Genomic DNA, 12,804 nt, shown 5'->3' with positions numbered 1-12,804 from the left:
GCCCTCGGATCACGGCCCATCCCCGCCGCGGAGGAAGCCGCCCAGCACTTCGCGGCGCCGCTCGCGGATCCGCGAGAAGGCGCGCTCTTCGAGCTGCCGCACGCGCTCGCGGGAGATCGGGGGATCGAACTGCTTGCCGATCTGCTCCAGCGTGAGCGGCTCGTGGCCGGCGAGGCCGAAGTGCAGGGTGATGATCTTGCGCTCCTTCTCGCTGAGGGAGGCGAGGCTCGCCTCGATCTGCTCCAGGAAGGCCTCCTGGTCGAGGGTGCGCATGGCGGAGGGCTCGACCTCCTGCTCCAGGCTGTCGCCCACGGTGAGGTCGGAGTCGCCCAGGCCCTGCTCGGTGGAGACCGTCGACGTGGTCTGCTGCAGCAGCTGCAGCCGCTCCACCTCTTCGACCGTGAGGTTCGCGGCGTCCGCGATCTCCTGCAGCATGGGCGCGCGGCCCAGGGACTGGCTCAGCTTCTGGGTGACGCGGTTCAGCTGCACGAGATGGCCCGCCACCTTCTGCGGCAGGCGGATCTTGTTCCCGTGCTCGGCGAGGGCGTGGAAGATGGCCTGCCGCACCCACCAGGAAGCGTAGGTCAGGAACTTGTTCTGGCGCTCGGGATCGAAGCGCTTGGCGGCTTCGATGAGGCCCAGGTTCCCCTCGCTGATCAGGTCCAGCAGATCGAGGCCCATGCCCTCGAACTTGCGGGCTTCCTTCACCACGAAGCGGAGGTTGCCCTCCACCAGGCCGCGCAGCCCTTCGGGGTTGTGGTCGTTCTGCCAGAGACGACCGTTGATGCGCTCCTCCTCGGCCGTGAGAAGCGGCAGATGACGGATGGAGTCGAAGTACTTGTCGAGCGATCGCTCTTCGAGATGCCGGAGGGGCACAGAACTCCCGGGAGAAGCGACCAGCATAGCAAGCGATCCCCGACCCCAGGGCAACTCCGGGCGGTCTCAGCGCTTGCGGACGCCGCGCGGAGGCAGCTTCACGAGGCCCGTGGCGGACGCCGGGGGCCGGGACACGTCCTTGAGGCCCGCGGCCTCCATGGCGCCCACGAGGCGCTCCAGGTCCTCCTGCATCCGCTCCAGGCGGTCCCGCAGGCCCAGCACCACTTCCACGCCCGCGAGGTTGACGCCCAGATCCCGGGTCAGGTTGAGGATGAACTCCAGGCGCTCCAGGTCCTCGTCGCTGTAGAGGCGGGTCTTGCCTTCGGTGCGGCTGGGCGCCAGCAGGCCTTCGCGCTCGTAGAGCCGCAGGGTCTGCGGGTGCACGCCGTACCGCATCGACACCACGCCGATCATGTATGCGCCCATCCTCGGATCTTTAGCCATGACTCGCACTCCGCTGCTTGCGCACGTCTTCGTCGTTCAGGTCCGCCAGCTCCCGGAGCAGCTCCTTGCTGCGCTCGTCCTGGATCGCGGGCGTCACCACCGCGACTTCGGCGATGAGGTCGCCCCGCTGGCTCCCCTTGGGGATGGGCATGCCCTGGCCCTTCAGCCGCAGTTTGGCCCCGGTCTGGGTGCCCGGCGGCACCTTGATGGTGGCCTGGCCCTCGGGCGTGGGCACGTCCACCTTCGCCCCCAGCGCCGCTTCCGAGAAGCTGACAGGGAGGCGCACGTAGAGGTTCGCCCCCTTCCGCTCGAAGCGGGCATCCGGTTCCATGCTGATCTGGAGGAAGAGGTCGCCCGGCCCGCCGCCGCGGCGCCCGGCCTCGCCCTTGCCGCCCACGCGCAGCTTGGCGCCGTCTTCCACGCCCGGCGGGATGGCGATGGCGACGGTCTCCTGGCGGGGGAGCCGGCCGGCGCCGCCGCAGTCGGGACACGCGGGAACCCGCACGCCGCGGCCACCGCAGTCGGGGCAGGTCCGGCCGAAGGACAGGAAGCCCGAGCCGCCGCCCAGCTTGCCCTTCCCTCCGCAGGTGCGGCAGGTCTCCTGCTTCTTGCCCGACTCGCCGGTGCCCCGGCAGGTCAGGCAGGGCTCCGAGCGGTTCACCCGCAGGCTGAGGCGGGTGCCCTCGAACGCCTCGCGGAATCCCAGGCGGACGGTGTGGATCAGATCCTCGCCCCGCTCGGGACCGCGGCGCGTGGGGCGGCCACCGAACCCGCCGCCGGCGAAACCCCCAAAGACATCCTCGAAGGAGAAGCCCGCGTCCTGCTGGAACCCCGGCGGCACCTGGGCGCCGGGACCCGCGGGATCGCCGTAGGTATCGTAGTTCTTCCGCTTCTCGGCGTCGGACAGGACGTCGTTGGCCTCCGCCAGCTTCTTGAACTCCGCCTCCGCCTTGGCGTCGCCGGGGTTCAGGTCGGGATGGTGCTTCCGCGCCAGCTTGCGGTACGCCTTCTTGATGTCCTCTTCCGAGGCCGACCGGGGCACGCCCAGGATCTTGTAGTAGTCGGGATGGGACATGGCTTTAGTCTAAGGCACTAAGATTTCGACGACAGACAAAAAAGCAGAGGCCCGCTTAACCGGGCCTCTGCGCGGGGCCCCGGGGGTGGGCGCGTAGCGCGGAACCCCCGGACGACGTTAGCTGACGACTTCGGCGTCGATCACGTCGTCGTCGCCCTTCTTTCCGCCGGCCGGTGCGCCGGGCGCGCCGCCGTCCTGGGGGGGCTCCTGCTTGTAGAGGCTCTCCGCCAGCTTGTGGCTCTTGGCGGTGAGGGACTCCAGGGCCTGCTTGATGCGGTCCTTGTCCAGGCTGGCGAGGGCGGCCTTGGCCTCAGTGACGGCCTCCTCCGCGTCCTTCTTGTCGGCTTCGGGGAGCTTCTCGCCGTTCTCCTTCAGGAGCTTCTCCACCTGGTAGACCATCTGGTCGAGGTGGTTCTTCTCCTCCAGGACGGCCTTGCGGGCGTCGTCCTCGGCCTTGTGGGCCTCGGCGTCCTTCACCTTGGCGTCGATCTCCTCCTTGGAGAGGCCGGTGCTGCCGGTCAGGGTGATGCTCGCGTCCTTGCCGGTGCCCTTGTCCTTGGCGGTGACGTGCACGATGCCGTTGGCGTCGATGTCGAAGGTCACTTCGATCTGGGGCATCCCACGGGGCGCCGGGGCGATGTTCCCGAGGTGGAACTGGCCCAGGAGCTTGTTGCCCTCGACCACGGACCGCTCGCCCTGGAAGACCTCGATGTCCACGCCGGGCTGGTTGTCCACGGCGGTGGTGTAGATCTCGCTGCGCTTCGTCGGGATGGTGGTGTTGCGGGGGATGATGACACTCATCTGCCCGCCGTTGGCGTTGATGCCGAGGCTGAGCGGGGTCACGTCGAGCAGCAGCACGCCCTTCACGTCGCCCGCCAGGACGCCCGCCTGGACGGCGGCGCCCACGGCCACGACCTCATCGGGGTTCACGCTGTGGTTGGGCTCCTTGCCGAAGATCTGCTTCACCATCTCCAGCACCTTGGGGATGCGGGTGGAGCCGCCGACCATCACGACTTCGTCGATCTCGTGGTGGGCGATCTTGGCGTCCTTCACGGCGTTCTCGCAGGGCACTTTCAGCTTCTGGAGGACGGGCTCGATCATCAGCTCGAACTTGGCGCGGCTGAGGGTCTGGTTGACGTGCTTGGGGCCGCTGGCGTCCGCGGTGATGTAGGGCAGGCTGATGTCGGTCTGGGTGGTGCTGGACAGCTCGATCTTGGCCTTCTCGGCGGCCTCCTTCAGGCGCTGCATGGCATCGGCCTGCTTGCGGAGGTCGATGCCCTCGGCCTTCTGGAACTCGTCCGCCAGCCAGTCGATGATCGCCTGGTCGACGTTGTCGCCGCCCAGGTGGGTGTCGCCGTTCGTGGACTTCACCTCCACCACGCCCTCGGAGACTTCGAGGATGGAGATGTCGAAGGTGCCGCCGCCGAAGTCGAACACGGCGATGGTCCCGTCCTTCTTCTTGTCCAGGCCGTAGGCCAGGGCCGCGGCCGTGGGCTCGTTGACGATGCGCTTCACGTCCAGGCCCGCGATGGCGCCGGCATCTTTGGTGGACTGCCGCTGGGCATCGTTGAAGTAGGCGGGAACGGTGATGACGGCTTCGGTGACCTTCTCGCCCAGGTAGGCCTCGGCGGCCTCCTTCATCTTCACCAGAACGGCGGCGCTGATCTCCTCGGGGCTCAGCTTCTTCCCGGCCACGTCCACCACGCAGCCGCCCTTGTCGGACCGCTCGACGGGATAGGGGACGAGGCGCTGCTCCTTCTCGGAATCCGCGAAGGGGAGGCCCATGAACCGCTTGATGGAATAGATGGTGCTCTTGGGCTGGGCCACGGCCTGCCGCTTGGCGGACGTGCCCACCAGCCGCTCGCCGGTCTTGGGGTTGAAGCCCACCACGGAAGGCGTGGTGTTGGCTCCCTCCGGATTGGGAATGACCTTGGGCTGCCCGCCCTCCATGACGGCCACGCAGCTGTTGGTGGTGCCCAAGTCAATGCCGATGATCTTGCCCATGTCTTCCTCCTGAAGGCGCAGGCCGGACGATGCCCACCTTTGCACTCCCTTCAGCATACGAGGCAGCGGCCATCTGTCAACAATATCTTCTAATTTTGATTCATATTTTCTTCTTGTTTGATGTCTCGGCCAATGGGAATAAGCTGATTCCATGAAGCTTCGTCCCTGTCCCGTCTGCCGCACCCCCACACCCTGGGAGGGAAACACGTCCCGGCCCTTCTGCTCGGAGCGCTGCCGCCTTCGCGACCTGGGCGCCTGGGCCGACGAGAGCTACCGCGTCCCGGAAAAGCCCCAGGAGGAGAACGGCGAGGGGTGGAGCGGGGAGGGCGAGGAAAATTGATCAGCCCCGCGCTGGGGCCTGGATGGCTTCCGGATAGGTGGTTCTAGACCCACCCGAGGATGCCGAGCAGCGCTCCGGCGGCCAGGAACCAGAGGAGGTGAAGCTGCGTCCGCCAGACCAGGACCGCGGCGGCGGCCGTCAGGCACCACAGCCGTCCGTTCCCCCCGGTGTCCCCCTGGCTGCCGGCGAGGATCCAGCCCGTGGCCAGCATCAGCCCGATGGCGACGGGAGCCATCCCCTGCTTGAACGCGCGCACGGCCCGGAGGTGGCGGTTCCGGTGGCTCCATTGGGAGGCCAGGTACGTGACGAGGGTGCTGGGCAGCAGAATCCCCGCCAGGGCGATGAAGGCCCCGGCCAGGGCCAGCAGAAGCCCGCCGGAGTTCATGCCGAGGTTCCAGCCCAGGAGCGCCACGAAGAGGATGTTCGGGCCGGGCGCCACCTGCGCGAGCGTGATGGAGCTGCTGAACTGGCTGTCGGTGAGCCAGCGGTGCTGGAGCACCAGGTAGCGGTGCATCTCGGGGGCCGTGGTGAGCGCGCCGCCCACCGAAAGGAGCGAGAGCAGGAGGTAGTGGCCGAAGAGGTGCAGCCAATCCCAGCCGCCGAGCGCGAGGGTGCCGGCGGGGGCCGTCACGGCTCCAGCCGCCGGTAGGTGGCCAGGCAGGCCAGCCCGCCCAGGCCGAACAGGATCAGCGGCAAGGGCCAGTGCCGCAGGGCCACGCCCGCGAACGCGGCGCCGGCCAGGCCCAGGCACGCGGGCCACCCGAGGGGATGGCCCTTCAAGCCTTCCCCGAGGCGGAGGCCCGCGGCCAGGATCAGCCCCGCGGCCACCGCCCCCATCCCGCGCATGGCCCGCATCACCACGGGATGCTGTCCGATCTGCCCGTGCGCCAGGATCAGCCCCAGTACCACCAGCAGCGGGAGCCCCAGCATGCCCGCCATGGCCGCGAGGGCGCCCCGCCACCCAAAGCGCCGCCCTCCGATCACCAGCGACAGGTTCATCACGTTGGGGCCGGGCATGGTCTGGGCCACGGACCATTCCTCCAGGAAGTCGGCCTTCGTCAGCCACCGCTTCCGCTCGACCAATTCCCGCTGGGCGATGGCCATCACCCCGCCGAATCCCTGCACGGCCAGCCAGCTGAAAGACCAGAAGAGGTCCCCCAGAGACTTCGGTCCCGACTGGTTTTCCGGAGGGATGTCGCGCTCGGCCATGGTCCCTCGGAGAAGGAGGAAGGCCGAGGAGAGCCCGCGCCACGCGGGCCCTCCTCGACGACTGCGAACCTACCAGAGGTGCAGCACCTTCCACCAGGCGCCGCCCACGACCACCCAGATGAGGATGTTCACGAGGCTGATGATGAAACCCAGGCGCCACCACGTGCCGATGGGCACGTAGCCCAGGCCGAACATGGCGGCGGCCGGCCCAGTCCCGTAGTGGGTCATGCTGGCGTGCAGGTTGGAAAAGAAGCAGAGCACCAGGGCCGCGAGCATGGGCGGCGCGCCGAGCGAGATGGACACCCCCAGGAAGGCCGCGTACATCGCGCCAGCGTGGGCGGTCATGCTGGCGAAGAAGTAGTGCGCGTAGAAGTAGGTGAGGGCCAGCACGAGGAACCCGAAGAGCCAACCGTGGCCCGCCATGGAGGCGCCCACCACCTTGCTGAACCACGGGATCATTCCGAGCTTGTTGAGGAAGCCCGCCATCATGATCAGGGCGCCGGTCCAGATCAGCACGTCCCAGGCGTTGTGCTCCTCCAGCACGTCCTTCCAGGTGAGCACGCCGGTCAGCAGCAGCAGGCCCAAACCCAGCAGGGCGGCCGTGGTGCCGTCGATGCCCCAGGTCTTTTCGCCGATCACCCACAGCACCAGCACGAAGCTGAACACGGCCACCATCAGCCACTCGGACACCGAGGGCCTGCCCATCTCCTTCAGCTTGGCCGTCGCCATCTCCACCGCTTCGGGGGTCCGTGTGATCTCCGGCCTGTAGAACTTGTAGAGCACGTAGGGAATGACCAGCAGGCCCACCAGCCCCGGCACGAAGGCGGCCACGAACCAGCTGTTCCACGTGATGGTGAGGCCGAAATCCGCGGCGAACTTCTGGGTCATGGGGTTGGCGGCCATGGCCGTGAGGAACATCGCGCTGATGATGATGTCGATGTTGAAGCAGGCCATGATCAGGTACGCCCCGATCTTCCGCTCGGTCCCGTCGCCCGGGTTGCTTCCGTAGGCGCCGGCGAGGGAGCGCACGATGGGCATCATGATCCCGGCGGTGCGGGCGGTGTTGCTGGGCACCACGGGGCCCAGCACGAACTCCGTGGCGGCCAATCCGTAGGCCAGTCCCAGCGTGCGTTTGCCCAGCAGGCGCATGAAGAAGTAGGCGATGCGGGTGCCGAGGCCGGTCTTGATGAAGCCCCGGGCGAACATGAAGGCCACGATGATCAGCCAGAGGGTCTTCTCGGAGAATCCGCTGAGGCTGTCGACCACGGGCAGCGTGCCCGTGATGGCCGTGAGCGCCACGCCCATGATGGCCACGGCGCCCATGGGCAGGGGACGGAGGATGATGCCCAGGATGGTCGCCACGAAGATGGCAAAGAGGTGCAGGCCGCGCTTCCAGTCCTCCTGGCGGACCTTCTCGATCTCAACCCGGGCCTTGGCCTCCGCTTCCGCCTTCCCCTTGGCTTCCGTCTCGACCTTCGCTTTCGCCGCGGCCTCCAGCTTCGCCTGGGCGGCCGCTTCAGCCTCCTTCACGGCCTGTTCGCGGGCGGAGAGCGCGGGCTTCCGGATGATGGCGGATTCGTTCGCATCGACCTTGGGGGCTTTCTCGGACGCCTTGACCGCCTTGTCCCCGGCCTTGGCCTTGTCCCCGGATTTGGAAGCGCTCTTGGAACCGGCGCTGCCGGCGAAGAACTTCGCGTCGGGCAGGGGCGCGAATCGGGGAAGCAGCGTGTAGAGCAAGAGGCCGACGAGCAGGGTCGCGAACAGCCGCAGGGGTTGCGCGCCCTGCCAGCCGGACTTGGCTTCGGAGTGGGTCATGGGGATGCCCCCGGAAGGAGGCCGCGACGAAGCGGCCGGAAGGTGGAAGGGGGGATGGGGAGTCCGTGTCAGTCGGGAATCTTGGAGACCGAACCTTTCAGTCCCCTTTCAGCCCCCGCGGATGTGCTTTTTGTCACGCGGGCGCGCGCCCATCCGCGGGATCGACCATCCTGGAAACCGTCTCCGGATCGCGGTGCCCTGCCCCGCCGCTCCCCCGGCGGAGGACCCATGCGACGCGCGCTCCAGCTCCTCGCCCTCGCCGCCGCCCTGCTGGCGGGGGGGCCTCTGCGCGCTCACGCCGAGCGCATCGTCCTCATGGTCGGCGGCATCGAGAAGCTCATCTACCTGCCCGTGGCGCTGGCGGACCAATTGGGGTACTTCAAGGAGCAGGGCCTTGACGTGGAGCTGCGCAGCGAGTGGTCCGGCATCCACGGGGTGGATGTGCTTCTCGTGGGCAGCGTCCAGGGAGTCGTGGGCTTCTACGACCACACCATCTACATGCAGTCCCAGGGCAAGGCCATCACCTCGGTCATCCAGTTCACCCAGGCGCCCGGAGAGGTGGAGCTCGTGTCGGCCCGGGCGCCTCGCATCCGGACCATGGGCGATCTGAAGGACCAGCCGCTGGGCGTCACCGGCCTCGGCTCCTCGACCCAGTTCCTGTCGCGGTACCTCGCCCTGTCCGCCGGCCTGAAGCTGAACCAGGTGAGCTTCATTCCCGTCGGCACCGGCGACAGCTTCATCGAGGCCATGGCGCGCGGCACCATCGTGGCCGGGATGACCACCGATCCCACCGCCTCGCGGCTCCTGAACAGCGGCCAGGCCCGGGTGCTGGTGGATCTCCGCACGCCGGAAGACACCGCCAGGGCGCTGGGCGGGCCCTACCCCGCCTCCTGCCTCTACCTGCAGAGCGCCTGGATGGCCCGCCACAAGCCCGAGGTGCAGAAGCTGGTGAATGCCCTCGTCAAGGCGCTCCGCTACATCCAGTCCCACACGGCGGCGGAGCTCGCCTCCGCCGTGCCCGCCGCTTTCCACGCCGGCGACAAGGCCGCCTACGTGAGGGCCCTGGCCCACAGCAAGGCCATCTTCATTCCGGACGGCCGCATGCCGAAGGACGGGCCCGCCACCGTCTTGCGGGTAATGGCCCGCATCGAAAAATCGCTCCAGGGGAAGAACATCGATTTGGCCAGCACCTACACGCTGGAATTCGTCGGCGCCGCCCGCTGATCCCGGAGCCGCGCCTATGAAGATCCTGCTGGTCGAAGACAACCGGACGCTCTCCCAGTGGCTCGCCCGCACCTTGGAGGCGGACGGGTACACCGTGGAGCGCGCCTTCGACGGCGTCGAGGCGGACGACCTGCTGCACACGGAGGCCTACGATCTGGTGATTCTCGACCTCGCGCTGCCCGCCATGGACGGCCGCGAGGTGCTCCGCCGCCTCCGCGGGCGCCACAACGCAGTGCCCGTCCTCATTCTCACGGCCCACGGCGGCATCCAGGAGCGGGTGGAAGGCCTGGACACCGGGGCCGACGATTACATGGCCAAGCCCTTCGAGGTTCCCGAACTGGAGGCGCGGATGCGGGCCCTGGTACGCCGGGCCAATCAGCAGAAGAATCCCATCCTCGCCTGCGGCGGCCTTCACTACGACAGCAATGCCCGGGTGTTCACTCTGGCCGGCGGGTCTCTGGCCCTGACGCCCCGGGAGCACGCCGTGCTGGAGCTGCTGATGATGAAGGCCGGCAAGACCGTCAGCAAGAAGGCCCTGGCCGACAGCGTGTTCTCCATGGACGAGGAGGTCTCCCCCGACGCCATCGAAATCTACGTCCACCGCCTGCGGAAGAAGCTGGAGTGCGGAGACGCCGTCATCGTCACCCTGCGCGGCCTCGGCTACCTCCTGAAACCCCGCCATGAGGCCTAGCTTTCCCGCCAGCCTCCGCGCCCGGCTGCTGCTGTGGCTGCTCCTGCCCTTGGGCGCCCTGGCGGCGCTCAACCTCTGGCTGGCCTTCCGGGAAGCGCGCACCACGGCCAGCCGCGTCCAGGACCGGCTGCTCCTGGGCTCGGCCCGCATCATCGCCCAGCAGATCCAGTACGACGACGGCGTGCTGGAAGTGGCCATCCCGCCGGCGGCCCTGGAGCTGTTCGAATCCGAGGACGAGGACCGGGTCTACTACCGGATCGCATCCGCCCGGGGGGCGCTTCTGTCGGGCTACACAGAGCTCCCCGCCCCACCGGTGGCTCTGCGCCCCGAGGAATCCCTGGCCTTCGATTCCATGGTGCGGGACCAGCCGGTCCGCGTGGTGGCCTACGCCCAGCCGGTCTTTGCCGCGCCCGCCGAGGGGCCGGTGATCATCGAGGTGGCCCAGACCTTCCGCGCCCACGACCGGATGATCCAGGAGATCTGGGCCGGGAGCCTGCGGCAGGGCCTGTGGATGCTGGCCCTCGCGTCGGCGTTGCTGGGACTGTCCCTGCGGTGGGGCCTGAAGGGCCTCGTGGCCCTGCGCAGCATCGTCCGGAACCGCCGTCCCGGCTCCCTGGAGCCCCTGGATCCCGGTCCCGTGCCCACCGAGCTGTCGCCTCTGGTGGGGGCCATCAACGACTACGTGCAGCGGCTGGACGCCCAGGTCGCCCAGCGGACCCGCTTCATCGACAACGCCGCCCACCAGCTGCGGACGCCCTTCGCCGTGCTCCAGACCCAGGTGAACTTCGGCCTGCGCACCGCCGATTCCCAGCAGAAGGGCGAATCCCTTCGGGCCATCTTCCAGGAGGTCCGCCACGGCACCCGCCTCGTGAACCAGCTGCTGAGCCTCTCCCGCGCCGAGGCGGGCGCGCAGCACCCGCGCCCTCTCGCGCCCACGGATCTGGGGGAGATGGCCCAGCGGGTGCTCGAAGAACTGGCGGGCCTGGCGCAGGCCAGGGATATCGACCTGGGACTGGACCCCCCGGCCGGGCCGGTGCCCGTGGCGGCCACCTCGGCCATGCTCCATGAGCTCGTGGCGAACCTCGTGGACAACGCCCTGCGCTACACGCCCCCCGGAGGCACCGTCACGGTCGGATTTCGCCGCGAAAACGACGCCGTCGCGCTCCTGGTGGAAGACGACGGGCCGGGCATCCCTCCGGCGGACCGCGTCCGGGTGTTCGAGCGGTTCTGCCGCCTGAACGAGGACGGCGCGCCGGGTTGCGGGCTCGGATTGTCGATCGTCCAGGAGATCGCCCGCGCCCTCGGGGCCGGGGTCCAGCTCTCCGAGCCCGCTTCCGGCCAGGGACTGCTGGTCCAGGTGCGCTTCCCGGTTCTCCCGGACTGACGGGCCGGAGCCGGCTACTCGGCCTGATGGATCTTCTTCACCATGTAGCGCGGCCGGTCGCGGACTTCCTGGTAGATGCGGCCGATGTACTCGCCCAGCAGGCCGAAGGCCACGAACTGGCAGCCCACGAAGAAGAACAGGATGGCGAACAGGGTGAACACGCCCTGGGCCGTTCCTTCCGGGTGCAGGAAGCGGTAGATCACCAGCCCCAGGAACAGCAGGAACCCGACGCCCGCGGTGATCACGCCGAACACGCTGAGGGCCTGGAGCGGCAGCAGGCTGAAGCTGGTCAGCAGGTCGAACTGGAGGTTGATCAGCTTCCACAGGCCGTACTTGCTGGTGCCGGCGGCCCGCTCGGCGTGGGCGACGGGGACCTCGGTGATCCGCTTGGCAAAGCTGTTGGCCAGCGCGGGGATGAAGCTCGACCGCTCCTTGCACAGCAGCATGGCGTTCACCACGTCCCGGCTGTAGGCCCGCAGCATGCAACCGTAATCCTGAAGCTTCACGCCGGTGGTCTTGCGGGTGATGGCGTTGACGATCTTGCTGGGCATGGTGCGGAAGAAGCTGTCGTTCTCCTTGCGGCCCTGGCGCCAGCCGCCCACCACGTCGAAGCCCTCCTCGACCTTGGCCACCAGCTTGGGGATCTCCTCCGGCGGGTTCTGGAGGTCGGCGTCCAGCGTGACGATGATCTTCCCCCTCACTTCGGCGAAGGCGCCGAAGATGGCGCTGTGCTGGCCGTAGTTGCGGTTGAACTCCACGATGCGCACGCGGGGTTCCGACTGGACGATGTCCACCAGCATGGCCAGGCTGCGGTCCCGGCTGCCGTCGTCCGTGAACACGATCTCCCAGGGCTTGGCGGGGTCCGAGAAGTGCTGCGCCATCACCCGGGACAGCCGCTCCCACAGGACGGGGATATTCTCCTCCTCGTTGTAGATGGGAATGACGATGCTCAAGTAGGCGTCCATGGGCGCTCCGGGGGAATCATTCTAGTAGGATCAAAGCCAGTCCCGGAGTGTGCATGTCCGAACCCAAGATCCTGCTGGTGGAAGACGAGCTCAGTTTGGCAGAGGGGATCAAGCTGAACCTCGAGCTGGAGGGCCTCGCCTGCACCTGGATCCCGCGGGGGGATCAGGCCCTGAAGCGCATCCTGGCCGAGGCCTTCGACCTCGTGATCCTGGACGTGATGCTGCCCGGAATGGACGGCTTCACCATCTGCGAGAAGGTCCGCGAGGCCAAGAACTTCACGCCGGTCCTGTTCCTCACCGCCAAGAACACCGACGACGACCGCGTCCACGGGTTCGAGACCGGCGCCGACGACTACCTGGGGAAGCCCTTCCAGGTCCGCGAGCTGCTGCTCCGCGTCCGGGCCATCCTCCGCCGGGAATCCTGGTACAAGAGCCGGGAGATCAGCAGCCGCCAGGCCTTCGGCACCTACTGGGTGGATTTCGACAATTTCTGCGGCGAAGGCCCGAACGGCCCCTTCCAGTTGGGCGTGAAGGAATCCATGATCCTCAAGCTCCTGATGGAGCGCCCGGGGCAGGTGGTGAGCCGCGCCGACATCCTGGACAAGGTGTGGGGCGAGGACGCCTATCCCACCAGCCGCACCGTGGACAACTTCATCGTCCGCATCCGGCGCGTAATCGAGGACGATCCCCACCACCCGCGGTGGGTCCACACCCTCCGCAGCGTGGGCTACCAGTTCGATCCCGAGGGCAGGCAGCGCAAGGGCGAAGAATGAAAGA

Annotated in this window: 13 protein-coding genes; 5 read left to right on the top strand and 8 right to left on the bottom strand. The window is 68.1% G+C overall.

Annotation, left to right across the window (positions count from 1 at the left end; translation table 11 throughout):
• Positions 1-9: 9 nt before the first annotated feature.
• From RAH39_RS00270 to dnaK, 4 genes are all read right to left on the bottom strand, one after another.
• On the bottom strand, positions 10-876 hold the full coding sequence (locus RAH39_RS00270) for a sigma-70 family RNA polymerase sigma factor (protein WP_306590804.1): 867 nt from the start codon (positions 874-876) through the stop codon (positions 10-12).
• Between the two features lie 66 nt (positions 877-942).
• Positions 943-1,320 (bottom strand): MerR family transcriptional regulator, encoded by a 378-nt coding sequence (locus tag RAH39_RS00265; protein ID WP_373467333.1) that lies wholly within the window; start codon positions 1,318-1,320, stop codon positions 943-945.
• On the bottom strand, positions 1,313-2,395 hold the full coding sequence (locus tag RAH39_RS00260; RefSeq protein ID WP_306590802.1) for a molecular chaperone DnaJ: 1,083 nt from the start codon (positions 2,393-2,395) through the stop codon (positions 1,313-1,315). The genes RAH39_RS00265 and RAH39_RS00260 overlap by 8 nt, the downstream gene beginning before the upstream one ends.
• 117 nt (positions 2,396-2,512) lie before the next feature.
• Positions 2,513-4,399 carry a molecular chaperone DnaK gene (gene dnaK / locus RAH39_RS00255; protein WP_306590801.1) on the bottom strand — a complete coding sequence of 629 codons (1,887 nt, stop codon included), beginning with the start codon at positions 4,397-4,399 and terminating at the stop codon, positions 2,513-2,515.
• A 151-nt stretch (positions 4,400-4,550) separates the two neighbouring features.
• Here dnaK and RAH39_RS00250 point away from each other — a divergent pair, with 151 nt between their 5' ends.
• Positions 4,551-4,739: a DNA gyrase inhibitor YacG gene (locus RAH39_RS00250; RefSeq protein ID WP_306590800.1), complete on the top strand. Its 189-nt coding sequence runs from the start codon at positions 4,551-4,553 to the stop codon at positions 4,737-4,739.
• 43 nt (positions 4,740-4,782) lie between these two features.
• Here the strand turns inward: RAH39_RS00250 and RAH39_RS00245 are convergent, their stop codons facing one another.
• The 3 genes from RAH39_RS00245 to RAH39_RS00235 form a co-directional block, all read right to left on the bottom strand.
• Positions 4,783-5,370 (bottom strand): chromate transporter, encoded by a 588-nt coding sequence (locus RAH39_RS00245; RefSeq protein ID WP_306590799.1) that lies wholly within the window; start codon positions 5,368-5,370, stop codon positions 4,783-4,785.
• Complete coding sequence (locus RAH39_RS00240; protein ID WP_306590798.1) at positions 5,367-5,948, bottom strand: chromate transporter; 582 nt, start codon at positions 5,946-5,948, stop codon at positions 5,367-5,369. The genes RAH39_RS00245 and RAH39_RS00240 overlap by 4 nt, the downstream gene beginning before the upstream one ends.
• Before the next feature lie 69 nt (positions 5,949-6,017).
• The gene (locus RAH39_RS00235) at positions 6,018-7,763 is read right to left on the bottom strand and encodes an anion permease (protein WP_306590797.1); all 1,746 of its coding nucleotides are present in this window, start codon (positions 7,761-7,763) and stop codon (positions 6,018-6,020) included.
• A gap of 228 nt (positions 7,764-7,991) precedes the next feature.
• On the opposite strand from RAH39_RS00235, the gene RAH39_RS00230 reads away from it, so the two are divergent.
• From RAH39_RS00230 to RAH39_RS00220, 3 genes are read left to right on the top strand one after another with little or no spacing between them, the layout of a single operon-like run.
• Positions 7,992-8,987, top strand: coding sequence for an ABC transporter substrate-binding protein (locus RAH39_RS00230; protein WP_306590796.1), 996 nt, complete (start codon positions 7,992-7,994; stop codon positions 8,985-8,987).
• A gap of 16 nt (positions 8,988-9,003) precedes the next feature.
• Positions 9,004-9,678 carry a response regulator gene (locus RAH39_RS00225; protein WP_306590795.1) on the top strand — a complete coding sequence of 225 codons (675 nt, stop codon included), beginning with the start codon at positions 9,004-9,006 and terminating at the stop codon, positions 9,676-9,678.
• Positions 9,668-11,062 carry a sensor histidine kinase gene (locus RAH39_RS00220; protein ID WP_306590794.1) on the top strand — a complete coding sequence of 465 codons (1,395 nt, stop codon included), beginning with the start codon at positions 9,668-9,670 and terminating at the stop codon, positions 11,060-11,062. Before RAH39_RS00225 ends, RAH39_RS00220 begins: the two co-directional genes overlap by 11 nt.
• 14 nt (positions 11,063-11,076) lie before the next feature.
• Here RAH39_RS00220 and RAH39_RS00215 read toward each other — a convergent pair whose 3' ends face one another.
• Entirely contained in the window at positions 11,077-12,027 is a 951-nt protein-coding gene (locus tag RAH39_RS00215) for a glycosyltransferase (RefSeq protein ID WP_306590793.1), read from the bottom strand.
• A gap of 53 nt (positions 12,028-12,080) precedes the next feature.
• Between RAH39_RS00215 and RAH39_RS00210 the strand changes: the two genes are divergently transcribed.
• Entirely contained in the window at positions 12,081-12,800 is a 720-nt protein-coding gene (locus RAH39_RS00210; RefSeq protein WP_306590792.1) for a response regulator transcription factor, read from the top strand.
• Positions 12,801-12,804 lie beyond the last annotated feature (4 nt).

Origin of the sequence: Geothrix sp. 21YS21S-4 (genome assembly GCF_030845995.1) — a bacterium.
Classification (GTDB): domain Bacteria; phylum Acidobacteriota; class Holophagae; order Holophagales; family Holophagaceae; genus Geothrix.
The sequence above is the reverse complement of the archived record's forward strand: the minus strand, read 5'-3'. Positions and strand labels throughout refer to the sequence as shown.